Source organism: Herbiconiux liangxiaofengii (assembly GCF_041927335.1).
Classification (GTDB): Bacteria; Actinomycetota; Actinomycetes; order Actinomycetales; family Microbacteriaceae; genus Herbiconiux; species Herbiconiux liangxiaofengii.
Genome location: NZ_JBHFHD010000012.1, coordinates 128,479 through 152,151, shown reverse-complemented (window position 1 = coordinate 152,151; position 23,673 = coordinate 128,479). Strand labels below are relative to the sequence as shown.

The window sequence follows — 23,673 nt, the reverse complement described above, 5'->3', positions numbered from 1 at the left end:
CCACACATGCCGATTCAGCACGCGATTTCCCACCATCCGCCCGCACCCGACATGCTGATCTCCATGACCGAGCCCGAGAACACGAATCAGGATGCGATCGCCTTCTGGGAGAACCGCTACCAGGAGCGCCCCCAGATCTGGAGCGGCAAGGCGAACGCCGCGCTGGTGGCGGTGGCATCATCCCTGATACCGGGCCGCGCCCTGGATCTCGGTAGCGGCGAGGGGGGCGATTCCATCTGGCTCGCCGAGCAGGGCTGGACGGTGACGGGCATCGACATCTCGACGACGGCCCTCGCCCGGGCGGCCGAGCACGCGGCATCCCGATCGAACCAGGCCCACGGCGCAGGTCGCGAGCTCGTCGCCGCGATCAGCTGGCAGCAGGCCGACCTCGCCGAGTGGCAGCCGACAGAGGAGTTCGACCTCGTCTCGGCGTGTTTCCTGCACTCCCCCGTGGCCTTCCCCCGCGAGGAGGTGTTGCGTCGTGCCGCGCAGGCCGTGGCGCCCGGAGGCCATCTCCTCGTCGTCGGGCACGCGAGCTTCCCGTCGGCCCACCAGCCGCACCACGACGAGCCGCCGCTGCCCACCCCAGACGAAGTGGTCGAGTCGCTGCAGCTGGCCGAGGGATGGACGACCGTGCTCAGCGAGACCCGTTCGCGCGAGGCCACGGGCCCGGATGGTCAGCCGATGGTGCTCGACGACGCGATCGTTCTCGTGCGTCGCGCAGCCGGGGTGGCTTGAGCGCGAGCCGACGCACCTGACGCCGGCGCAGCAGCCGGAGCGTCAGCGGATCGCACCCACCGCGTCACCCACCCACCGCATCCAACGCCCCGAGCAACCGCTTCACCGACCCTCCGAGATTCCACTCCTCCGGCTCGGCCAGCCGCTCCAGTGTCACCCGTCCCGCATCCGTCACCGGGCCCAGCCGGGCCCCGATCTCGTCGAGCGACGGCAGCGCGAGATCGCGAACCACGTTCACCACCCGCGGTGCCACAGCGAGATAGTCGGCCGCAGCCTCGAGCTTCGCGGCGACCGACGGAGACAGGTCGTCGGCCCGCAGCAGTGCCTCGAGCGTTCCGTGTTCCAGCAAGAGCGATGACGCCGTCTTCTCGCCGATGCCCGCCACGCCCGGCAGGCCGTCGGACGTGTCACCGCGCAGTGCCGCATAGTCGGCGTACTGCGACGGCAGCACCCGGTACTTCTTCACCACCACCGCGTCGGTGAGCACCTCGAGATTCTTCATGCCCCGAGCGGTATAGATCACCCGGATGCCGCGGTCGTCGTCGACCAGCTGGAAGAGATCGCGGTCTCCCGTCACCACGTCCACCGGCATCTGGGCCTGCGTCGCGTAGCTGCCGATCACGTCGTCGGCCTCGTGATCGGCGGCGCCCACCACCGCGATGCCGGCGGCGGCGAGCGCCTCCCGGATCAGCGGGATCTGGGCGGTCAGGCCATCCGGAACCACCTCGACCGAGGTGCCGCCGCGCGTCGATTCCACCCGGTGCTCCTTGTAGCTCGGGATGAGGGCGACCCGCCACGACGGCCGCCAGGCGTCGTCCCAGCAGGCCACGAGATGCGTGGCCTCGTACTCGACCACCAGCCGGCCGATCATGTCGAGCAGCCCCCGAACGGCGTTCACCGGCGTGCCGTCGGGCCGGCGGATGCTGTCGGGCACTCCGTAGAAGGCACGGAAGTACAGCGACGCGGTGTCGAGCAGCATGAGGCGGGAGGGCATAGCCGATCCTGACACGGATGCGCGTGCGACGGCAGGCCCTCCTGTCCTGCACAGCGGGCCCGGCCTCCACACAGCAGGATCCGAGAAGCCCTCGACCCCCGGCCACCGCTAAAGTGACCGCCATGGCCAGCACCAGCGATACCAGCGACACCCGCACACCGAACCGTGCCGCCGAGCGCCCGCATGAACTCCTCCGCGTGCAGGGCGCCCGCGAGAACAATCTCAAAGACGTCAGCGTCGACATCCCCAAGCGCCGCCTCACCGTGTTCACCGGCGTCTCGGGCTCGGGCAAGAGCTCGCTCGTGTTCGACACCGTCGCCGCCGAGTCGCAACGCCTGATCAACGAGACCTACCCGGCTTTCGTGCAGGGATTCATGCCCACCCTCGCCCGGCCCGAGGTCGACCTGCTGGAGGGCCTCACCACGGCCATCATCGTCGACCAGCAACGCATGGGCTCCGACCCGCGCTCCACCGTCGGCACGGCCACCGACGCGAACGCGCTGCTGCGCATCCTGTTCAGTCGCCTGGGCGAACCCCACATCGGGTCGCCTCAGGCGTACTCGTTCAACGTCGCCTCCATCTCGGGCTCGGGCGCTGTCACCTTCGAGAAGGGTGGGGCCACCACGAAGGAGCGACGCAGCTTCTCGATCACCGGAGGCATGTGCCCGCGCTGCGAGGGCCGCGGCTCGGTCTCCGACATCGACCGGAGCCAGCTCTACGACGACTCGAAGTCGATCAACGAGGGCGCCATCACGGTGCCGGGTTTCACCGGCGACGGGTGGATGGTGCGCATCATCGCCGGCTCGGGCTTCTTCGACCCCGACAAGCCCATCCGCGACTTCACGGAGCAGGAGTTCGACGACCTGCTCAACCGCGCCCCGGTGAAGGTGAAGGTCGACAACGTGAACCTCACCTACGAGGGGCTCATCCCCCGCATCCAGCGGTCGATGCTCTCGAAAGACCGCGAGTCGATGCAGCCGTACATCCGCGCCTTCGTCGACCGCATCGCCACGTTCGCCACCTGCCCCGACTGCGGCGGCACCCGGCTGAGCGCGGCGGCACGATCGTCGAAGCTGGCGGGCATCAGCATCGCCGACGCGTGCGCCCTGCAGATCAGCGATCTGGCGCAGTGGGTGCGTGGGCTCGACGCGCCGTCGGTGCAGCCGCTGCTCGACTCGCTCGCGCACATCCTCGACAGCTTCGTCGAGATCGGTCTCGGCTACCTCTCGCTCGACCGGGCGTCGGGCACCCTCTCCGGCGGCGAGGCTCAGCGCGTGAAGATGATCCGGCACCTCGGCTCGGCGCTCACCGACATCACCTACGTCTTCGACGAGCCGACCACCGGGCTGCACCCGCACGACATCCAGCGCATGAACGACCTGCTGCTGCGGTTGCGCGACAAGGGCAACACGGTGCTCGTCGTCGAGCACAAGCCGGAGACGATCGCGATCGCCGACCACGTGATCGATCTCGGCCCGGGAGCGGGTACCGCGGGCGGCACGGTGTGCTTCGAGGGTTCGGTCGACGAGCTCCGGGCCTCCGACACGGTCACCGGCCGCCACTTCGACGACCGGGCGACGCTGAAGGAGGTCGTGCGCGAGCCGCGCTCGGCGCTCGAGATCCGCGGCGCCTCCGAGCACAACCTGCAGGATGTCGACGTCGACATCCCGTTGGGGGTGCTGACGGTCATCACCGGAGTGGCCGGCTCCGGCAAGAGCTCCCTCATCCACGGCTCGCTGAGCGGGCGAACGGATGAGGCGGGGGCGGGCGTGGTGACGGTCGATCAGAGCCCCATCCGTGGTTCCCGCCGCAGCAACCCCGCCACCTACACCGGGCTGCTCGAGCCGATCCGCAAGGCGTTCGCGAAGGCCAACGGGGTGAAGCCGGCGCTGTTCAGTGCGAACTCCGAGGGTGCCTGCCCGGTATGCAACGGCGCGGGAGTGGTGTTCACCGATCTCGCCATGATGGCGGGGGTCGCGGTCACCTGCGAGGAGTGCGAGGGCCGGCGCTTCCAGGCCTCGGTGCTGGAGTACCGGCTGGGCGGGCGCGACATCAGCGAGGTGCTGGCGATGCCCGTGGCCGAGGCCGAGGAGTTCTTCGCGGCGGGTGAGGCGCGTATCCCCGCCGCGCACGCCATCCTGCAGCGGCTGCGCGACGTGGGCCTGGGCTACGTGTCGCTCGGCCAGCCGCTCACCACGCTCTCCGGCGGCGAGCGCCAGCGACTCAAGCTCGCGGTGCACCTGGGCGAGAAGGGCGAGATCCTGGTGCTCGACGAGCCGACAACGGGGCTGCACCTGGCCGACGTGTCGCAACTGCTGGCGCTGCTGGACCGCATGGTGGAAGCGGGGCGGTCGGTGATCGTGATCGAGCACCACCAGGCGGTGATGGCGCACGCCGACTGGATCATCGACCTCGGCCCGGGAGCCGGACACGACGGTGGGCGGGTGGTGTTCGAGGGCACGCCTGCACAGCTCGTCGAGGCCCGGTCGACGCTCACCGGCGAGCACCTGGCGCGGTACGTGGAGGCGTGAGCGGAGGCGGTCTGCCGGTAGCCTGGGGCTGATGACAATCACAGCTTCTGCCGACGGATCCGCACTCGGCAACCCCGGCCCGGCCGGCTGGGCCTGGTACATCGACGACGACACCTGGGCCGCCGGCGGCTGGCCGCACGGCACCAACAACATGGGTGAGTTGAAGGCGGTGCTCGAGCTCTTCAAGGCCACCGCCCATGTCGACGACGACCTGCACATCCTCTGCGACAGCCAGTACGTGATCAACACGATCACGAAGTGGATGCCGGGCTGGAAGCGCAAGGGCTGGCGCAAGGGCGACGGAAAGCCCGTGATGAACCTCGACCTGATCAAAGAGATCGACGACGCCATCCGGGGTCGCCGCTACCGCTTCGAATGGGTGAAGGGCCACGTCGGCCACGTGATGAACGAGGCGGCCGACGCCCGAGCCCGCGGCGCTGCCGAGGCCTACCAGAAGGGCCGCGAACCCGACCGCGGGCCCGGCTTCCCGGGAGCGCACGCGGCACCGGCCGCAGCGTCACAGGCACAGGCACAGGGCACGACGGCACAGCCACCGGCGTCCGCCGGCTCGCCGTCGCCGACCGTCAGCACCCCCGGATCACAGCCCGCCGCGCCGCGGCTGTTCGACGACACCCTGTTCTAGCCGCTACGGTCCAGCAGCCGATGCCCGCCGCTACTTCTTCTCGGTCACCACGACCGTGAAGCTCAGCGGCTGGATGCCGCCCTGCGCGTTGGTCATCGTGACCTCGGTCTCGCCCGCGGCGTCTGCGGTCACGCCGGGGTTCGTCTCGGCGCTGCCGCCGGTGGTGCCGGGAACGAAGGTCGCGACATCCGTGTCGGCCACCTCGCCCGTGTAGCTGTCGGTGGCGAGGTCGCCCGTGGTGATGTTGAGCACCTGGCCCACCACGAGGTCGACGGTGGCGCCCTGCAGGTCGTTCGCCGCCATCGTGACCGGTGCCACGATGTCACCGCCGATCGGCGTCTCAGGGGTGGTGGAGCTCGTGCCGGTGCAGGCGGTGAGCGTGAGAGCAGCACCCACGACGAGGGCAGCGGCGACGACCGACGTGATTCTCATGCGGTGAGTATCCCAGCCGGGCCCCGCACCCCGGGTCACGATCCGGCAACGAGCACGACCACCCGCCCGCGCACGAGCACACGCACCAGCACGCCCGGCATCACAGCGCCCCTGAGGCCGCCCGCTCCACCACCACGCCGTCGCCTTCGAACACCAGCAGCCGGTCGGCGAGCTTGTCGACGAAGAACCGGTCGTGCGACACCACCAGCACCGCACCCGGGAAGTGCGTCAGTGCGCGTTCCATCACCTGGGTGCTCGTGATGTCGAGGTGGTTCGTGGGCTCGTCGAGCACGATCACGGCGGCTCCCGAGAGCAAGCACTGGGCGATGGCGACCCGCGCCTTCTGGCCACCGGAGAGCGAGCCGATCTTCTGCTGCAGCTCGGCATCCGAGAACTGCAGCATGGCGAGGAACCGGCCGACGCTCTTCTTGGTGGCCGAGAACGCGAGCGAGTCGGGGTAGGCGTTCACGGCGTGACCGACGGTGTCGGTGAGGTCGAGCTCGGCGTACACCCGGTTGTAGGACGCGAACCGGGCGCCGCGGGCCCAGCGCACCTGGCCGCTGTCGGCCTCCGTCTCGCCGGTGAGCACGTCGAGCAGCGTCGACTTGCCCGAGCCGTTCGAGCCCACCACGGCCACGCGGTCGCCGCGGTGCAGGCTGAAACTGAGACCCTCGATCAGCGGCACCCCGTCGAAGCCCTTGCTGAGCCGCACCACCTCGAGCAGGTCGTTGCTCACGCGCAGACCGCCGTAGATGTCGGTGATGATCTGATCGATCGGGCGCGGCGCCTGCTTCTTCTTGATGTCGGCCAGGCGGCGGGCCACAGCGTTCGAGGGGTTGCGGGCGGCCTCGCGGCGGGCCGTGCTGGCGGCCTGCTCGTAGGCCAGCAGTTCCTCCTCGTGGGCGAACTGGCGCTCGAGCATCTTCAGGCGCGACTGCTTGGCGTGCACGTACGCGGAGTAGTCGCCCTCGTACTCCTGCAGCCGGTAGTTCTCGATCTCCACGATGCGCGTCACGACGCCGTCGAGGAACTGCCGGTCGTGGCTCACCACGAGCACGGCGCCGGGGTAGCGGCCGAGCCAGTTCTCGATCCAGCGCACGCCGTCGAGGTCGAGGAAGTTCGTGGGCTCGTCCAGCAGCAGCACGTCGGGCGACTGGATCAGGATGCGGGCGAGCGCCGCGCGGTTGCGCCAGCCGCCCGAGAGCCGGTCGACGGGCAGTCCGCGCCTCGCCTCGTCGAAGCCGAGACTCGTGAGCACCGTGTCGATGGTGTTCTCGTACGACCAGCCGTCGATGGCGTCCATGCGTTCGAACAGCTCGCCCTGCTCGGTGAGCAGCGCCGTCATCTCGTCGTCGCCCATCGGCTCGGCGAGCTTCTCGCCGATCTCGTCGAGGCGGCGCTGGGTGACGTGCACCGGCTCGAAGTGGTCGCTCAGGATGTCGCGGATGCTGCGGTCGCCGTCGAGCTCGGAGAACTGGGAGAAGTAGCCGATGGTGGTGCCGAGCGTGACGTCGACGGTGCCGGAGGCGGGTTCGAGACGGCCGAGCGCGAGTTCGAGCAGCGAGCTCTTGCCGGTGCCGTTCTTGCCGATCAGGCCCACGCGGTCGCCCGCTCGCAGCTTCAGGAACGCCTCGCGCAGCACCGGCCGCCCGTCGAACTCGATGCTGACGTCGTTCAGGCGGATCAGGCTCACGGGTTCCTTCGGGGTGGTTCGGGTGGGACGGCGGGTGGGGTGACACGGCGGCGGATGCGCGACGTCCTGCAAGGACGGCAGGCGTGCCGGCGGCGCACCGGGTCGCGCGATGTGGCCGACGGCCAAGCCTAACGGCGTGGGCTGGGAGGGCGGGCAGGGCCGGCGACGGCGCGCACCGGTCGGGCGGATGCCGGCACAGCCGCGGCTCGGGCTAGGGTGAACGGGTGCGCGTGGCCGGAGTCGATCTCGCCGCTGAGGCGAAGGGCACGGCTCTCGCCGTGATCGAATGGAACGGCGCCGCAGCACGGCTCGAGCGGCTCGACCTCGGGGTCGATGACGCCCTGATCGTGGGCGCCGCCCTCGGGGTGCACAAGCTCGGCATCGACTGCGCTCTGGGCTGGCCCGACGCCTTCGTGGAGTTCGTGCGAGGTCACGCCGCCCTCGGTGCGCCGGCAGCTCCGGGTGGGCACGCCGCTCCCGACACGAGTGCCGCGAACGTTGCGCCCACCGCCCCCGACGGCGGCATGGACTGGCGGCGCACGCTGGCCTACCGAGAGACCGACCGCCGGGTCAGGCAGGTCACCGGCCGGTGGCCGCTCAGTGTCTCGACCGACCGGCTCGGTCTCACCGCCATGCGGTGCGCCGGGCTGCTCGGCCGGCTCGCTGCCGCGGGAGTCGCGGTCGATCGGGCGGGCGGCGGGCGGGTTGCGGAGGTGTATCCGGGCGCGTCGCTCCGCCTGTGGGGTTTCGACACCACGGGTTACCGCGTGGGCACGGAGGCCCGCGAGCGGCTGCTGCGGCACCTGGTGACGGAGTGCCCGTGGCTCGACCTGGGCGGATTCGCGGAGCTGATGACCGCATCCGGAGACGCCTTCGATGCCGTGGTGGCGGCACTCGCCGCCCGCAGCGCCGCCCTGGGCCGCTGGACCCCGGCACCGCCGGAGCTGCTCGACCAGGCACGACGGGAGGGCTGGATCGCACTGCCGACCGGCCCCGTCGCCGAGCTGGCGACATCCGGAACCGTGACCCCGACCACGACCGCGGGTGCAGATGGCACGATCGAGGGATGAGTGAGACGTCGCGCGACCAGCCGCCGGGTCGCCGGCCCGCCCTCAGCGAAGCCGATCGAGAACTGCGCGCCGAACGGCTGAAGGAGCGCATCTACGTCACCTTCACGAGCCTCGCGGTGGTGCTCGCGATGCTCAGCCATGCCCACGACGTGACCGCGGGCGAGGCGGCCACGACGCTGCTGGTCACGGTGGTGGCGACGCTGCTCGCGGTGTTCGTGGCGGATTTCGTGAGCCACACGGTGGTGCACGCGGCGGTTCCGTCGAGGGGGGAGCTGCGGCGCATGGCGGCGGTGTCGTCGAGTGCGCTCGCGGTGGTGGTGGTGCCGCTCGTCCTGCTCGGGCTCGCGGCGCTGGACGTGATGGGGGTGGAGGGAGCGCTTCGCCTCTCGAGCACGGTGCTGGTGGTCACCCTCGGCGTGGTGGGCTGGCTCGCCGTGCGGCGCGTGAGATTGCCCGGCTGGCTCAAACTCGCGCTGCTCGCGGCCGAGGTGCTGCTCGGGTTCGCCGTGATCGGCCTCGAGCTGCTCGCGCACGGCTGACGCCCGCGGTCACGCAGCCGGGTCGGCGAGCGCCTCCCGCACGAGTGCGGCGAGCCGCGGGGCGGTCTCGGCCTCGAACCAGGGGTTGCGCATCCGCCAGCCGCGCGTGAGTGGCGACGGGTGCACGATCGGGAAGAACGGCAGGTGACTCTCGGCCTCGCGCACCGTCTCGGTGAGCGTCGCCGCGCGCCGTCGACCGAGGTAGTGGCGCTGCGCGTAGGCGCCGATCAGGATGGTGAGCCGCACGTCTCCCAGCTGCTCCAGCACCGACGGATGCCACTGCTCGGCGAACCCCGACCGCGGCGGCAGGTCGCCGCTCGGTGCCCTGCCCGGGTAGTAGAAGTCCATCGGCACGATCGCGATGTTCTCGGGGTCGTAGAACTCCGCTTCCGTCAGGCCGAGCCACGACCGCAGCAGCACCCCGCTCGGGTCGTTCCAGGGCACTCCGCTCTCCTGCGCCCGCCGCCCGGGCGCCTGACTGATGATCAGCACGCGCGACCGCTCCGACGCCACGAACAGGGGCGCGTACCCGGCCTCCCGCGCCCACGCGTTCGACGGATGCGCGGTCACGGCCGCGCGGATGTCGTCGAGCGCGCTCACTCCCCCAGTCTCGCACCCGCGGCCGGTTCGGCCCCCGGCTGGTGCAACCGAACCGCCCCGGCGTGCCCGAGAATGGAGGCGATGAACGACCGACGACTGCTGCCTGCGCCCGTGCTCGCGGTCGTCGCCATCGTCAGCGTGCAGTTCGGCAACGCCTTCGCCGGTTCGTTCTTCGCCCAGGTGGGCCCGCTCGGCGCTGCAGCCCTGCGGCTGGCGTTCGGCGCCCTCATCCTCGCGGCCGTGGTGCGCCCGCGGCTGCGCGGGTGGGATGCGCGCACCTGGCTCGGTGTGGTGCTGCTGGGCGTGGCGTTGGCCGGCATGAACAGCCTGATCTACCTCGCGATCGCCGAGATCCCGATCGGGGTGGCCGTGACGGTCGAGCTGTTCGGCCCCCTCGCGGTGGCCGCGGCCGGCATCCGGCGCCCGGTCGACGCCCTCTGGGTGCTGCTGGCCGTGAGCGGGGTGGCGTTGCTCGGCGCCGAGGCCGGTGGGGCGCTGTCACCCGTGGGGCTGCTGCTCGCGGCGGGTGCGGCGGCGTTCTGGGCGCTCTACATCGTCACCTCGTCGCGGCTCGGTCCCCGCGTGCGCGGCGTCGACGGGCTGTCGGCCGCCATGCTCGTGGCCGCGGTGATCGTGGTGCCGCTGGGGGCTGTGCCCGCGACGGATGCGGTGCTCGACGCGCCGTGGCTGCTGGCCGTGTTCGCCGGGGTGGCCCTGCTCACCTCCGCCATCCCGTACGCGTTGGAGTTCACCGCCCTCAAGACCATGTCGTCGCGCGTGTTCGGCGTGCTGTCGAGCCTCGGGCCGGCGATGGCGGCGCTGGCCGGATTGACGCTGCTGCACCAGGTGCTCACGGTGCCGCAGCTGGCGGCGATCGCACTCGTGACGGCGGCGAGCGTGGGCGTGGTGGCGACCGCACGGCGCACGGCGGCACCACCGCTGCCCGAGGCCATGCCATGAGCCGCGACGAGCCGGCCGGCGAGCGCGTCTACACCGACGACGAGCGCTGGATCGTGATCGGCGGCCGGCGCTGGCGGCGCACCGACCCGGTGCTGCCAGTGGAGACGGTCGAGGCGTTGCAGGGTCACCTGGGCCGGGCCCGCGCATCCGTCGGCGCCGCCAAGCGAACCGGCGACGGCGAACGGATGGCGGCAGCCCGAGTGCGGGTCGGCCTCGCCAAACGCGGTCTCGGCGAGCGCGGCCCGAAGTGGTGGGAGATCGCAGAACCCGAGCGTCTGGCACAGGCCCGCGAGGCCCTGGCCGAGCTCGACCGCGAACCGGACTCCCCGCCCGACGAGTAGCAGTCCGAGAACGCCGCCTACCATCGCACCCCGCGGGCGCACCGCGGCCCGGTCGGCGTACCGTGGGAGCCATGACTGATCTCGCTCCCCTCCTGCCCCTCAACGACGGACGCTCCATCCCGGCGATCGGCTTCGGCACCTACCCCCTCCGCGGCGAGGCCGGCGCCAAGGCGGTCGTGAGCGCCATCGGCACCGGCTACCGTTCACTCGACACCGCCTTCAACTACGAGAACGAGGGAGCGGTCGGCGAGGGCATCCGGCGCAGCGGCATCGCGCGTGAGGAGCTGTTCGTCACCTCGAAGCTCCCGGGCCGCTACCACGGCCGCGAGCAGGCGGCCGAGGCCGTGCGCGAGTCGATCTGGCGGCTGGGGCTGGAGTACGTCGACCTGTACCTCATCCACTGGCCGAACCCGAGCGTCGGCAAGTACGTCGAGGCCTGGCAGGCGCTGGTGCAGGCCCGCGACGAGGGGCTCATCCGCTCGATCGGCGTCAGCAACTTCACCGAGGCGCACCTCGAGGAGATCATCGCCGAGACGGGCGTGACGCCGGTGGTGAACCAGGTCGAGCTGCACCCGTACTTCCCGCAGGTGGAGCTGCGGGCGGTGCACGCCCGGCTCGGCATCCAGACCGAGGCGTGGAGCCCGCTCGGCAAGGGCAACGCCCCCTACGAGGAGGAGGCCGTGCGAGCGGCGGCGGATGCGCACGGCATCACGCCGGCCCAGGCGATCCTGCGCTGGCACGTGCAGCTCGGCAGCGTCCCGATTCCCAAGAGTGCGACGCCCTCGCGCCAGGCCGAGAACCTCGACGTGTTCGGCTTCGAGCTCACCGACGACGAGGTGGCGGCCATCACGGCCCTCGGCCGCGCCGACGGCCGCCTCTTCGGCGGCGACCCCGACGTGCACGAGGAGCAGTAACCCCTACTCCCTCCGTTCCCGTCCCGTCCCGGTCGGCCCCGCTGCCGCGCAGCAACGACGGAGGGTCGGGCCGAGAGCGGGCCCGGCATCCGTCGTTGCCGCGCCCCCGGCCGGAACTCCGTCGCCGGCTCGGCGCCGGAGGGAGTGGGTCTCGGGCCGGGCAGGTCGGGCCGGGCCGGGGTTGCGACGGACGTCGCAAGGGCGTGCGACGGGTGCTCGTGTCGCGAGCGCATCCGCGTGGCTAGCCTCGGGGCATGACAGCGCCGCACGACGGACAACCGCACGACGGACATTCGGCAGCCGACCGGGCAGCAGGTGCCCCTCGCAGGCTGACGCCGCTGCATGCCGCACTGGTGCTGCTGTCGTTCTCGGCCGGATGCGCCGACGCGTTCGCGTTCCTCGCCCTGAACGGCACCTTCACCGCCAACATGACCGGCAATCTCGTGCTCGCGGCGATGTTCACCCGCGCCGGGTTCCCCACCACGGTGACCTGCGCACTGCTCGCGGTCGTGGTGTTCGCGGTGGTGCTGTACGTCGGCTTCCGCCTCACCCGGACGACGGATGCGACATCCACGCCGGCTAGGGCGGGTGCGAAACCGGATGCGGCACCGAGTGCGGGGCGGGCTCGGGGGTTCGTCATCCGGTTCGTCCTGGTGCCGTCGCTGGTGGCGCAGGCGGTGGCGGCCGTCGTGTGGCTGGTGGGCTGGCGCGACGTGGTGCTGCCGGTGCAGTGCGCGGTGATCGGGTTGTCGGCCGCGGCACTCGCGCTGCAGACCGTGGCCGCCAAGAAGCTCAGCGACGTGGGCGGTGTGACCACCACGTACGTCACCGGCACGCTCACCACCACCATGCAGGAACTGGCCGAACGCGACGACCGGGGGCAGGGCATCCGGGTGCTGTCGATCGTGGCGCTGCCGGCCGGCGCGCTGGCGGCGACGGCGCTCGTGCACCTGGCGAGCTGGGCGGGCCCGCTGCTGCCGCTCGCGGTGAGCGCGGTGGCCACGTGGATCGCGCACGCCGCTCTGCGGTCCCCCTCCCCTTCCCCGGCCGCCACCCTCGACTCCTCCCGCTGACCCTTGGCGCAACGACGGAGGTCTGCGCGCGGAACGGGTGCAGCATCCGTCGTTTTCGAGATCGGCGCGCAGACTCCGTCGTTGCGACGCTGGCCGGGGCCGGGTCGGGGTCGGGGCGGGCGCGTTTAGGCTGGTGGATATGGCCACTGTGATCCTCGTGCGGCACGGACGCACCACCGCCAACGTCGAGGGCGTGCTCGCCGGGCGCACCCCGGGAGTGACGCTCGACGCCACCGGGCGCGAGCAGGCCGGACGCACCGGCGAGCGCCTCGGGGTGGTGCCGCTGGTGGGGGTGGTGTCGAGTCCGCTCGAGCGGTGCCGGGAGACGGCCGCGAGCATCCTGAGCCGGCACCACGATGAGCACCAGCACCGCGAGCACCACCACCCCGAGCACCCCGCCGACCCCTCCGGCCACAGCCTCCTCCGCATCGACGACGCCCTCACCGAGTGCGACTACGGCGACTGGCAGGGCCGCCGCCTGGCCGATCTCGCGAAGGAGAAGCTCTGGTCGGCGGTTCAGACGCAGCCGTCGGCCGCCGTGTTCCCCGGCGGGGAGTCGATGGCCGCCATGCAGGCCAGGGCGGTCGCCGCCATCCGCGGCCACGACGCCGCCTTCGAGGCCGAGCACGGTCCCGGAGCGGTGTGGGTGGCGGTGAGCCACGGCGACGTGATCAAGAGCATCCTCGCCGACGCGCTCGGCATGCACCTCGACCTGTTCCAGCGCATCAGCGTCGGCCCCGCATCCGTCTCGATCGTGCGCTACGGCGACGGGCGCCCCGAGGTCATCGCCACCAACACCGATGCCGGCGACCTGTCGTGGCTCGCCCGGGTCGCCCCGGCGACGGATGCGCCCGTCGGCGGCGGTGCGGGCCACCCGACAGCGGCTCCCTGAATCCCGACCTCCTCCCCCGGGCGGCCACGCCCTCACGAACCTAAGCTGGAGCCCATGCCCACACTCGTCCACACCTTCGACTGGCCCGACCGCGTGGTGGTCGGCACGGTCGGCCTTCCCGGGGCGCGCACCTTCTACCTGCAGGCGCGTGCCGGCAGCCGGTCGATCAGCGTGTCGCTGGAGAAGGAGCAGTCGTCGTTGCTCGCCGAGAAGCTCGACGAGATCCTCGACGAGCTGATGGTGAACGACGGCAACCGCTTCAGCGTTCCCACGAGCACCCCGGTCGAACTGGTCGACAACGACCCGCTCGAGCTGCCCGTCGACGAGCAGTTCCGGGTGGGGGCGATCGGCCTCGGCTGGGACCCGTCGACCGCCCAGCTCGTGGTCGAGGCCTACCCGGTGATCATCGTCGACGAGGCCGACGAGGCCTCCGAGTGGTCGCTCGACGACGAGATCGTGGTCGAGCCCGCCGAGATGCTGGTGCTCCGGATGCCGGTGGGAACCGCCCGGGCCTTCGCCAAGCGCACGCGCGAGGTGGTCGGCGCCGGCCGGCCGCTGTGTCCGCTCTGCGGAACGCCGATGGACCCGAGCGGCCACGTCTGCCCGGTGGACGGCGACCTCTGACGATGCCCGACGGCAGCGCACCCGGGAACGCCGATCTCCTCACCGGCGACCTCGAACTCGCCGGACGCATCACCACCGCCTCGAACGCCACCTTCCTCGCCCACATCGAGGGCGTTCCCGTGGTGTACAAGCCCATCCGCGGCGAGAAGCCGTTGTGGGACTTCCCCGACGGCAACCTGGCCCACCGCGAGGTGGCCGCCTACCTCGTGTCTGAAGCCCTCGGCTGGAACCTCGTGCCCCGCACCTGGCTCCGCGACGGCCCGCTCGGCACCGGCATGGTGCAGCTCTGGCAGGACATCGACCCCGAGCAGGATGCGGTCGACCTCGTGCTGACGGCCGACCTGCCAGGGCGCGGATCCGGTGACGGCCCCGCACCCGCGCCCGGCTGGCGCACGGTGCTCGAGGGCTACGACGAGGACGACCATCCCGTGGCCCTCGTGCACGAGGACTCGGCCACCCTGCGCCGTCTCGCCGTGTTCGACGTGATCGCCAACAACGCCGACCGCAAGGGCGCCCACGTGCTCGCGATGCCCGACGGGCACCGCTTCGGCGTCGACCACGGCCTCACCTTCCACACCGAACCGAAGCTCCGCACCGTGCTCTGGGGCTGGATCGGCGAACCGCTGGCCGCCGACGAGCTCGCGGGTGCCGAGCGTGTCTCCGAACAGCTCGCGCTGGGCCCGCTCGGCGAGGCGCTGACCGAGCTGCTCACCGCAGACGAGATCGACGCCTTCGCGCTCCGCTGCGAACGCCTGACCCGCGAGGCCCGATTCCCCGAACCGCAGGGCCGCATGCCGGCCACCCCCTGGCCGCTGTTCTGACCCGCGAAGCATCGAGCACGACAGCCCCGCCGAACACGACAGCCCCGCCGAACACGACAGCCCCGCCGAGCACGACGATCCCGCCGAACGGATGCGCCCCGACTCCCACGAGCGCCCGGCTCAGCTGAAGCGGCCGCCCCAGCCGCGCCCGAACAGATCGCCGTACCCCTCGCGCATCGCCCCGCCGCCGAGGCCGCCCGAACCACCGGCACCGCCGGCACTGCCGGCACCGCCACCAGAACCACCGGCACCGCCACCCCGCCGCGACCCGAGGTACGAGCTCACCACCGCGGCCCCGAGGTCGTCCGCCTCCGGTGCCACCACCGACCCACCGACACGCCGCGCCATCGCATCGATGAACCGGGCCAACCCGGCGTCATCCCCGAGCCGGAAGAACGTGGTCGCCGCTCCCAGCCGCATCGAGTTGTCGAGCTCGCGCACCGCCACAGCCACGGTCACCGGGTCGGGCGGGTAGCTGAAGTACACCTCGCCGTTCGGCTCGAGGTGCGAGGTCGGTTCTCCGTCGGTGACGATCAGCAGCACCGGCTGGGCGTTCGGATGCTTCCGGAAGTGCCGATTCGCCAGCAGCAGCGCGTGGTGCAGGTTGGTGCCCTTGTCCCACTCCGCCTCGAGCCCGGTGAGCTGCTCGATCTCCATCACCTGCGCCGACCGGCCGAAGGCGATCAGCTGCAGGTCGTCGCCGCGGAACCGGCTCGTGATGAGCGTGTGCAGCGCCAGTGCGGTGCGCTTCATCGGCACCCACCGGCCGTCCATCGCCATCGAGAACGAGGTGTCGACGAGCAGCGCCACCGCGGCCTGGGTGCGCGCCTCGGTCTCCTGCACCTCGACGTCGCCGATCTCGAGACGCACGCCCGAGCCGAGTGTGCCTTCGCCCGCTGCGCGCGTGATGGCGTTCGTGACGGTGCGCGTCACGTCCCAGGGTTCGGTGTCGCCGAAGGCCCACTCCCGCGTCGAACCCGAGCGCTCCCCCGCCGCTCCGGCCTGCCGCAGGTCGCGGGCGCCCTGGCGGCCGGAGAGCCGCTGGGCCACGTCGCGCAGCAGCGCCTTGCCGAGCTGGCGCATCGCCTTCGGCGTCATCTTCAGCTGCCCGTCAGACCCGCGGTTCATCGTGCCGGTGTCACGCAGGGCCTTCTCGAGCTGCTGCAGCGTGCGGGCGTCGACCGCCGCATCCTGGCCCAGCTGGCGCGAGAGCGTGTCGAGATCGAGGTCGTCGAGGCGCGAGCCGTTGTACGACTGGCTCAGTTGCTCCGAGAGGGCGTCGAGCTCCGCCAGGTCCTGGAAGACGCCCGTTCCGTCACCGAGCCCGAGGCCCTGGTCGCCGTCGAGCCGTTCGGCTCCGCCCCAGTTCTCGTCGGGGCGGAGCGAGCGCAGCGTCTGGTCGAGCTGCCCGAGACCCTGCATGAGCTCGGGCGAGCCGAAGGCCTGCTGGGCGAGGGCGTCGAGCTCGGCGCGCTGCTCGGGGGTCATCGAGTTGCGCAGGCGTTGCGCGGCCGCGGCGCGGGCGGCGAGCGTGTCGAGCAGCTCGTCGATGGTCTCGGGCTGCTCGGGGAAGTACTCGCCGTGCTCGGCCATGAAGGCGTCGAACTCGGCCTGGCCGGCCTCGCCCCTGGCATGCGCTTCGAGCAGCGCGTTGAGGTCGGCGAGCATCCGGGTGATGCCCTCGCGGTTCTCCTCCGAGGCGTTCTCGAGCGCGTTCTTCAGGCCGGCGAAGCGCTGGTCGAGCAGTTCGCGGCCGAGCAGGTCTTTGATCTGCTCGAAGCGCTGCCGGGCATCCGTGCTCTTCCAGTCGTAACCGTTCAGCTCGCTCACGGCGGCGGCAGCGGATGGCGACAGGTTGTCGAGCTGCATCTGTGCCAGCGCGCGGTCGCCCTCGTCGAGGTCCACGTCGCGCGCGAGCTGCTTGCGCTCGGCGAGAACCGCCTCGTCGAGGAGCTGCCTGATCTGCTGCAGGGTGCCGTCGAGGTTGTGCCGGCCGGTGAGCTCGCGGCGGCGCTCGGCCACGCGCCGGGCGAGGTCGTCGAGACCGGTCTGGTCGCGGCCTCCGCGGCGGAGGAACTCGCGCAGGGCCTGCTCGGGCGAGTACCCCGCCATCACCTCCTCGCCGATGGCGTCGAGCGCCTCGGCGAGGTCGACGGGCGGCGCGAGCGGGTCGGGCCCGTCGACGTACTTGCCGTACCGCGAGTCCCGCGTCAGCCGCCGGTTAGCCCTGGGCACCGGAACCCCCAGGTCGGCCGCCGCCCTCCCGGGTCCGCCCGAACGACGGAGATCCCGGACGGATCACGGCACCGACGGACTCCGGCACCGACACGACCGGGAACCTCCGTCGTTGCGAAACCACCCGAAACAGGTCAGCCATAGATCGTCTCGCCGCCGCCCGTTTCTTTGCTCACCTTGCGGGAGAGGTACAGGCCCTCCAGCGCCAGTTCGATCGCCCCGGCACGCTGGCCGTCGTTGGTGGCGCCGAGCCGCTCGCCGATCTGGTCGTACAGGTCGGACTCGCCGAGCGACGGCAGCCCGGCGAGGAAGTCGCGGGCCGCCACCTGCTCGCCCGTCGTCACCATCACGCCGCTCTCGAGCGCATCCACCAGCACCGAGAAGTCGATCCCGCGGAAGTGGGCGCGCACCGTCTCCGCCGTGGCCGTGCGCAGCAGGTGGTCGAGGATCTCGTCCTCCCGGCCCTCCTCGCCCGACTCGAACTCGATCTTGCCGCCCAGAACGTCGACCGCGGTCTCGAGGTCGACCGGACGGGCGACCGCATCCGTCTCGCCCTGTCGGGTAGCGCGATGGATGGCCGCCGCCGCGATGGTCTCGGCCCCCGCGATGGCGAACCGGGCGCTCACGCCGCTGCGCTGGTCGACCGAGGCCGACTCCCTCAGGTTGCGGGTGAATCGCGCCAGGATCTCGACCAGATGGTCGGGCACCTCGGCCACGAGCTCAGCCTCCTGCCGGATAACCGCGATCTCGTCGGCCAGCTCCGTGGGGTAGTGGGTGCGGATCTCGGCCCCGAACCGGTCTTTCAGCGGCGTGATGATGCGGCCCCGGTTGGTGTAGTCCTCGGGGTTGGCGCTGGCCACCACGAGCACGTCCAACGGCAGCCGCAGCACGTAGCCGCGGATCTGGATGTCGCGCTCCTCCATCACGTTGAGCATCGCCACCTGGATGCGCTCGGCGAGGTCGGGCAGCTCGTTGATGGCCACGATGCCGCGGTGGCTGCGCGGGATCAGCCCGAAGTGGATGGTCTCGGGGTCTCCCAGGCTGCGGCCCTCGGCCACCTTCATCGGGTCGACGTCGCCGATCAGGTCGGCCACGCTCGTGTCGGGGGTGGCGAGTTTCTCGACGTAGCGCTCGTCGCGCGTGCGCCAGGTGATCGGCAGCGCGTCGCCCAGTTCGAGAGCGCGGCGGCGGCTCTCACTGGTGATGGGTTCGAACGGATGCTCGCCCAGCTCCGATCCCTCGATCACCGGCGACCACTCGTCCAAGAGCCCCGACAGGGTGCGCAGCAGCCTTGTCTTGCCCTGGCCGCGCTCGCCCAGGAGCACGATGTCGTGCCCGGCGATGAGCGCACGCTCCAGCTGCGGGATGACGGTGGACTCGAAGCCGTGCAGCCCCGGCCACGGGTCTCGGCCCTCTCGGAGGGCATCGAGCAGGTTGTCACGGATCTCGGCTCGCAGCGTCTTCTGCGTGTGCCCGGAGGCTCGCAGTTCGCCGACGGTCGTCTGGGTAGGACGCATCACGCGGGCAATGCTACGCCGCGTTCCCGGCACCCCTGTCGTTCTGCCAGAATCGTCTTCAGCGCTTCGCCGCCGGGGCCCGGACGAGCCGTCGGAGGCCAGGCGTGCCTACTATCCGAGGATGAGCTGTACAGCGACCATCCAGCAGTCTCGCTGTAGATTGCTAGTCTCTCGCGCGCGATCGCGCGGGATTACGAGAGCCGCGGAGGATTCGTGACCGGCAACTCAACTACCCGATTCCGCAACGTGGCTTTGCTGTCCGTGGCGAGCACGATCCCGTCGAAGGTCACCACGTCCGACGAGATCGAGCAGAAGCTCGCCTCTGCGCTGAAGCGGTTGAAGCTGCGCAGCGGATTGCTCCGCCGCGTGGCGGGCGTGCTCGAGCGGCGCAACTGGGGTCCGGGTGAGAGCTCCGATGCCGCCACCATCTCCGCCGGGCGCCGCGCACTGGCCGAAGCGGGCATCGACGCCTCGGAGATCGGGCTGATGATCAACACCTCCGTCACGCGCCAGCACCTCGAACCCTCGGTGGCCGTGCGCATCCACGACGGCCTCGGCCTGCCGAGCTCGGCCATCAACTTCGACGTGGCGAACGCCTGCCTCGGCTTCGTGACCGGGATGACCCTGGCCGCCGCGATGATCGAGTCGGGCCAGGTGAAGTACGCCCTGATCGTGAACGGCGAGGACGCGGACGAGATCCAGGTGAACACCATCGAGCGGCTGCTTCGCGACGACATCGACCGCGACGCCTTCATGAGCGAGTTCGCCTCGCTCACCCTGGGTTCCGGGGCGGCGGCGGCCGTGATCGGCCCGGCCGACGCGCATCCGGCCGGTCACCGCATCCTGGGCGGGGTGACCCGGGCGGCCACCCAGTTCCACGAACTCTGCGTGGGCAGCGTCGACGGCATGTTCACCGACGCGCGGGCGCTGCTGAAGGGCGGCCTCGACCTCGTGCTGTCGGCCTGGAAGGAAGCCGCGGCGGCCGACTGGCGCTGGGGCACGATGGACCGCTACATCACCCACCAGGTCTCGTCGGTGCACACCGAATCCATGGTGCGGGCGGCCACGCTCGATCGCGACCGGGTGCCGGTGACCTATCCGCACCTCGGCAACGTGGGGCCCGCCTCGATCCCCATCACGCTCGCCGAGGAGCAGAAGACGCTGAAGAACGGCGACCGGGTGCTCCTGATGGGCGTGGGGTCCGGCCTGAACACCGCCCTGATGGAGATCGCCTGGTGACCACCTCCGCGCCGTCGCCCGAAGGACTCGCCGGATTCGACTCCTCGCTCTCGCGGCGGCTCGAGGTTGCCGGCCGGCTGGCCGACGCGGGACGGCAGCGACGGTGGCACTACCTCGACACCGCCGACGCTCTCGCCTCGCTCGGCATCGAGCCGGTGGGCACGGTGCTCGCGGTGCACGGCAACCCCACCTGGTCGTACCTGTGGCGCTCGGTGCTCGAGCGCTCCATCGACGTCGCGCGGCAGGGCGGGCCGGCGTGGCGGGTGGTGGCGGTCGACCAGCTCGAGATGGGGTTCTCGGAGCGCACCGGGCTGCAGCGCACGCTCACCCAGCGGATCGCCGACCTCGGGGCGTTCACCGACGCGCTCGGCCTCGCATCCGGGCCGGAATCGGGTTCGGGCGGGCCTGTCGTGACCCTCGGCCACGACTGGGGCGGGGTGATCTCGCTCGGCTGGGCGACCGAGCACGTGTCGTCGCTCGCGGGCGTGATGCTGCTCAACACCGCGGTGCACCACCCGGCGGGCCTGCCGATCCCGGCGCCCTTGCGGCTGGCCGGGGCGCGCGGGATGCTCGCGGCCGGCTCGGTGCAGACCACCGCCTTCCTCGACACCACGCTCTCCCTCGCCTCGCCGCCGCTCGAGCGCGCGGTGCGGGACGCCTATCGCGCACCGTACCGGTCGGCCTCGCGCCGGCAGGGCATCGGCGATTTCGTCGCCGACATCCCGGTGGGCCCCGAGCACACCAGCCATGCCAGGCTCACGCGGCTCGCCACCGACGTGGCCGCGCTGCGGGTGCCGGCGCTGATTCTCTGGGGGCCGCGCGACCCCGTGTTCGGCGACCGCTACCTCGACGACCTCGTGGAGCGCCTGCCGCACGCCGACGTGCATCGCTTCGAGGGTGCGGGCCATCTGCTCGCCGACGACGCCCCCGTGGCCGACTCGGTGCTGACCTGGCTCGGCGACAACGGCCCGGCGCTGCTCGACGAGCACCACGGCGAGCACCACGGCGAGCACCACGGCGATCCCGCGCTCGGAGATGTCCCCACCGGCGGCCGGCACGTCGCCGCGCCTGAGTTCGAACCGGAGTTCGTGCCGCTCTGGCAGCGTCTGAGTGACCGGCGCCACGATCGCGGCGATGCCGTGATCGAGGTGGCCCCCTCCGGCGGTAACAGTAGCGGTGGCGGTGGCGGTGGCTGGGTACGGCGGGTGAGCTGGGCGCAGCTCGACGACCGCGTCACCCGCCTCGCCGCCGGCCTGCATCGGCTCGGCGTGCGGAAGGGCGACCGCGTCTCGCTGCTCACCACCCCCGGTCCCACCCTCACCGCCGTGGTCTACGCCTGCCTGCGGCTCGGCGCCGTGGTCGTGGTCGCCGACGCCGGGCTGGGCGTGACCGGGCTCAGCCGCGCCGTGAAGGGCGCGTGGCCCCAGTACGTCATCGGGGAACCCCGCGGCCTCGCGGCGGCACGCGCCCTCGGCTGGCCGGGTGTGCGCATCTCGACCGCACGCCTGCCCCGCGGCATCGCGAAGGCACTCGGCGTGCGCACCCACCTGGGCGCGCTGCTCGAGCACGGGACCACCCACGCGGCCCTCCCCGACGCCCCCGGCCCGCACGATCCCGCCGCCATCCTCTACACCTCCGGCTCCACCGGCCCCGCCAAGGGCGTCGTGTACACCCACGCCCAGCTCTCGGCCGTGCGCGACGTGCTCGCCGAGCACTTCGCGCTCACTCCCGACTCGGGGCTCGTCACCGGGTTCGCCCCGTTCGCCCTGCTCGGCCCCGCGCTCGGAGCCCGCTCGTCGACCCCCGAGATGGACGTCTCATCGCCGCGCACCCTCACCGCGACAGCCGTGGCCGGCGCGGTCGGGGCCGCGGCCGCCGACATCGTGTTCCTCTCCCCCGCCGCCATCCTGAACGTGGTGGCGACCGCGAACGAGCTCACGCCGGCCGACCGCGAGGTGCTCACCGGCGTGCGCACCGTGCTCTCCACGGGCGCCCCGGTGAGCGAACGGATGCTCGCCGCCCTCGTCGAGGTGATGCCGAACGCGAGTGCGCATGCCATCTACGGCATGACCGAGTGCCTGCTCGTCTCCGACATCACGCTCACCGACCTGCAGCAGCTCCGAGCGGATGCCGCGGGTGCGCCGCAGCACGGCCCCGAGCAACGCGACCCCGGTGACCAGGGCGTCTGCGTCGGGCTCCCGATCGGCGGCGTCGAGGTGCGCATCAGCGGCCTCGACGCCCACGGTCGCGCATCCGGAGAGCCGAGCACCGAGCCCGGAGTGCTGGGCGAAGTCGTCATCTCGGCCGCCCACCTCAAAGACCACTACGACCGCCTCTGGCTCACCGACCGCGAGGCGGAATCGGGCACACCGGGCGCCCGCTGGCACCGCACGGGTGACGTCGGCCACCTCGACACCGCCGGCCGCCTCTGGATCGAGGGCCGCCTGCCCCACGTCATCGCCACCGAGAACGGACCGGTAGCCCCGGTCGGGGCCGAGCAGGCCATCGAGACCGTCGCCGAGGTGCGGCGGGCCGCGGTGGTGGGCATCGGTCCCGAGGGACTCCGCCAGTTCGTCGCCGTGGTCGAGACGACGCCCGCCACCCGGTCGGCGCGGCTGGCGGAGGCCGGGCTGGCAGCCGGCATCCGGGCGGCGAGCCCGCATCCGCTCGTCGCGGTTCTGGCGGTGGCGCAGCTGCCCACCGACATCCGGCACAACTCCAAGATCGACCGGGTGCGGCTGTCGGCCTGGGCCGAGCTCATCCTCGCGGGCCGGCGCCCGAGCGCACCATGATCGTGCTCGTCACCGGCGCGAGCGGGCTGCTCGGCCGCGCCGTGGCGACCGAGGTGGCCGCGCACGGCCACGAGGTGCGCACCCTGCAACGGCGCCCATCGGGTCTGGTGGGCACCCCGGGTGGGGCCGGCGCGGTCGACGGGGTGACGGATGTGCGCGGCTCGGTCACCGACCCGGCCGTGGTGACGCGCGCGCTCGACGGCGTGCAGGCCGTGGTGCATCTGGCGGCCAAGGTGTCGCTGGCCGGCGATCCGGCCGAGTTCGAGCGGGTGAACGTGGAGGGCACCCGCACGCTGCTCGACGGCGCCGAGGCGGCCGGCGTGACGCGGTTCGTGCAGGTGTCGTCGCCGTCGGTGGCGCACGCGGGGACATCGCTCGTGGGGGCGGGTGCCATGCCCGCCGACCCGGCGGCCGCACGCGGGCTGTACGCCCGCACGAAGGCCTCGGGCGAGCTGCTCGCCCTCGCACGCGACCGCGAGGGTTTCGCCGTTCTGGCCGTGCGCCCGCACGTGGTGTGGGGGCCGGGCGACACACAGCTGGTCGAGCGCGTCGTCGAGCGCGCCCGCCAGGGCCGGCTGCCGCTGCTGAACCGCGGCACCGCGCTCATCGACAGCACCTACGTCGACAACGCGGCCTCGGCCATCGTGGCCGCCCTGCACCGGGCCGAGACGGCGCACGGGCGGCCCTACGTGGTGACCAACGGCGAGCCGCGGCCGGTGGGCGAGCTGATCGCCGGCATCTGCCGGGCGGCGGGGGTGACGCCGCCGCGCTGGAGCGTTCCGGCCGCTCTCGCCCGGGCGGCGGGCAGCGCCGTGGAACGCTGGTGGAGCGTTCGGCCGGGTGCCGACGAGCCGCCGATGACCCGCTTCCTCGCCGAGCAGCTCTCCACGGCGCACTGGTTCGATCAGCGCGAGACGCGCCGCGCGCTCGACTGGGCCCCCGAGGTCTCGATCGACGAGGGGCTGGCGCGCCTGGCGGCGCACTACGCCGCGCTGCAGCGCGGCTGACGTCGGCCGGGTCTCCCG

21 protein-coding genes are annotated in these 23,673 nt (G+C 72.0%); 15 read left to right on the top strand and 6 right to left on the bottom strand.

Annotated features, from left to right (window positions below):
* Positions 1-63 precede the first annotated feature (63 nt).
* Positions 64-738: a class I SAM-dependent methyltransferase gene (locus ACEXOR_RS14210; protein ID WP_374850346.1), complete on the top strand. Its 675-nt coding sequence runs from the start codon at positions 64-66 to the stop codon at positions 736-738.
* Positions 739-802: 64 nt separating this feature from the next.
* On the opposite strand, the gene ACEXOR_RS14205 is transcribed toward ACEXOR_RS14210, so the two are convergent.
* Positions 803-1,732, bottom strand: a complete 930-nt coding sequence (locus ACEXOR_RS14205; RefSeq protein ID WP_374850345.1) for a 5'-3' exonuclease — start codon at positions 1,730-1,732, stop codon at positions 803-805.
* Between the two features lie 122 nt (positions 1,733-1,854).
* On the opposite strand from ACEXOR_RS14205, the gene ACEXOR_RS14200 reads away from it, so the two are divergent.
* Together ACEXOR_RS14200 and ACEXOR_RS14195 are read left to right on the top strand one after the other, a co-directional pair.
* Entirely contained in the window at positions 1,855-4,263 is a 2,409-nt protein-coding gene (locus tag ACEXOR_RS14200; RefSeq protein WP_374850344.1) for an ATP-binding cassette domain-containing protein, read from the top strand.
* A gap of 31 nt (positions 4,264-4,294) precedes the next feature.
* On the top strand, positions 4,295-4,906 hold the full coding sequence (locus tag ACEXOR_RS14195) for a ribonuclease H family protein (protein ID WP_374850343.1): 612 nt from the start codon (positions 4,295-4,297) through the stop codon (positions 4,904-4,906).
* A 30-nt stretch (positions 4,907-4,936) separates the two neighbouring features.
* Here ACEXOR_RS14195 and ACEXOR_RS14190 read toward each other — a convergent pair whose 3' ends face one another.
* Together ACEXOR_RS14190 and ACEXOR_RS14185 are read right to left on the bottom strand one after the other, a co-directional pair.
* Entirely contained in the window at positions 4,937-5,338 is a 402-nt protein-coding gene (locus ACEXOR_RS14190) for a hypothetical protein (RefSeq protein WP_374850342.1), read from the bottom strand.
* A 100-nt stretch (positions 5,339-5,438) separates the two neighbouring features.
* On the bottom strand, positions 5,439-7,031 hold the full coding sequence (locus tag ACEXOR_RS14185; protein WP_374850341.1) for an ABC-F family ATP-binding cassette domain-containing protein: 1,593 nt from the start codon (positions 7,029-7,031) through the stop codon (positions 5,439-5,441).
* Between the two features lie 224 nt (positions 7,032-7,255).
* Here ACEXOR_RS14185 and ACEXOR_RS14180 point away from each other — a divergent pair, with 224 nt between their 5' ends.
* Both ACEXOR_RS14180 and ACEXOR_RS14175 read left to right on the top strand, forming a co-directional pair.
* Positions 7,256-8,101 (top strand): DUF429 domain-containing protein, encoded by an 846-nt coding sequence (locus tag ACEXOR_RS14180; protein ID WP_374850340.1) that lies wholly within the window; start codon positions 7,256-7,258, stop codon positions 8,099-8,101.
* Positions 8,098-8,640 carry a hypothetical protein gene (locus ACEXOR_RS14175; RefSeq protein WP_374850339.1) on the top strand — a complete coding sequence of 181 codons (543 nt, stop codon included), beginning with the start codon at positions 8,098-8,100 and terminating at the stop codon, positions 8,638-8,640. Before ACEXOR_RS14180 ends, ACEXOR_RS14175 begins: the two co-directional genes overlap by 4 nt.
* A gap of 9 nt (positions 8,641-8,649) precedes the next feature.
* Here the strand turns inward: ACEXOR_RS14175 and ACEXOR_RS14170 are convergent, their stop codons facing one another.
* Complete coding sequence (locus tag ACEXOR_RS14170; protein WP_374850338.1) at positions 8,650-9,240, bottom strand: uracil-DNA glycosylase family protein; 591 nt, start codon at positions 9,238-9,240, stop codon at positions 8,650-8,652.
* An 81-nt stretch (positions 9,241-9,321) separates the two neighbouring features.
* On the opposite strand from ACEXOR_RS14170, the gene ACEXOR_RS14165 reads away from it, so the two are divergent.
* The 7 genes from ACEXOR_RS14165 (at position 9,322) to ACEXOR_RS14135 (ending at position 14,865) form a co-directional block, all read left to right on the top strand.
* The gene (locus ACEXOR_RS14165; RefSeq protein WP_374850337.1) at positions 9,322-10,200 is read left to right on the top strand and encodes an EamA family transporter; all 879 of its coding nucleotides are present in this window, start codon (positions 9,322-9,324) and stop codon (positions 10,198-10,200) included.
* Positions 10,197-10,541: a biopolymer transporter Tol gene (locus ACEXOR_RS14160; RefSeq protein ID WP_374850336.1), complete on the top strand. Its 345-nt coding sequence runs from the start codon at positions 10,197-10,199 to the stop codon at positions 10,539-10,541. Before ACEXOR_RS14165 ends, ACEXOR_RS14160 begins: the two co-directional genes overlap by 4 nt.
* A 71-nt stretch (positions 10,542-10,612) precedes the next feature.
* Positions 10,613-11,455: an aldo/keto reductase gene (locus tag ACEXOR_RS14155; protein ID WP_374850335.1), complete on the top strand. Its 843-nt coding sequence runs from the start codon at positions 10,613-10,615 to the stop codon at positions 11,453-11,455.
* A gap of 254 nt (positions 11,456-11,709) precedes the next feature.
* Positions 11,710-12,528, top strand: coding sequence for a DUF1275 family protein (locus tag ACEXOR_RS14150; RefSeq protein ID WP_374850334.1), 819 nt, complete (start codon positions 11,710-11,712; stop codon positions 12,526-12,528).
* Between the two features lie 139 nt (positions 12,529-12,667).
* Complete coding sequence (locus ACEXOR_RS14145; RefSeq protein ID WP_374850333.1) at positions 12,668-13,420, top strand: Rv2135c family putative phosphatase; 753 nt, start codon at positions 12,668-12,670, stop codon at positions 13,418-13,420.
* A 54-nt stretch (positions 13,421-13,474) separates the two neighbouring features.
* Positions 13,475-14,044 carry an Rv2134c family protein gene (locus ACEXOR_RS14140; protein ID WP_374850332.1) on the top strand — a complete coding sequence of 190 codons (570 nt, stop codon included), beginning with the start codon at positions 13,475-13,477 and terminating at the stop codon, positions 14,042-14,044.
* Positions 14,045-14,046: 2 nt separating this feature from the next.
* Complete coding sequence (locus tag ACEXOR_RS14135) at positions 14,047-14,865, top strand: Rv2133c family protein (RefSeq protein ID WP_374850330.1); 819 nt, start codon at positions 14,047-14,049, stop codon at positions 14,863-14,865.
* Between the two features lie 120 nt (positions 14,866-14,985).
* On the opposite strand, the gene ACEXOR_RS14130 is transcribed toward ACEXOR_RS14135, so the two are convergent.
* Both ACEXOR_RS14130 and ACEXOR_RS14125 read right to left on the bottom strand, forming a co-directional pair.
* Entirely contained in the window at positions 14,986-17,100 is a 2,115-nt protein-coding gene (locus ACEXOR_RS14130; protein ID WP_374850328.1) for a vWA domain-containing protein, read from the bottom strand.
* A gap of 134 nt (positions 17,101-17,234) precedes the next feature.
* Positions 17,235-18,617, bottom strand: coding sequence for a magnesium chelatase ATPase subunit I (locus ACEXOR_RS14125; RefSeq protein ID WP_374850363.1), 1,383 nt, complete (start codon positions 18,615-18,617; stop codon positions 17,235-17,237).
* Between the two features lie 213 nt (positions 18,618-18,830).
* Between ACEXOR_RS14125 and ACEXOR_RS14120 the strand changes: the two genes are divergently transcribed.
* From ACEXOR_RS14120 to ACEXOR_RS14110, 3 genes are read left to right on the top strand one after another with little or no spacing between them, the layout of a single operon-like run.
* Positions 18,831-19,856, top strand: a complete 1,026-nt coding sequence (locus ACEXOR_RS14120) for a 3-oxoacyl-ACP synthase III (RefSeq protein WP_374850327.1) — start codon at positions 18,831-18,833, stop codon at positions 19,854-19,856.
* Complete coding sequence (locus ACEXOR_RS14115) at positions 19,850-22,648, top strand: alpha/beta fold hydrolase (RefSeq protein WP_374850361.1); 2,799 nt, start codon at positions 19,850-19,852, stop codon at positions 22,646-22,648. Before ACEXOR_RS14120 ends, ACEXOR_RS14115 begins: the two co-directional genes overlap by 7 nt.
* On the top strand, positions 22,645-23,655 hold the full coding sequence (locus ACEXOR_RS14110) for an NAD-dependent epimerase/dehydratase family protein (RefSeq protein ID WP_374850326.1): 1,011 nt from the start codon (positions 22,645-22,647) through the stop codon (positions 23,653-23,655). Before ACEXOR_RS14115 ends, ACEXOR_RS14110 begins: the two co-directional genes overlap by 4 nt.
* Positions 23,656-23,673 lie beyond the last annotated feature (18 nt).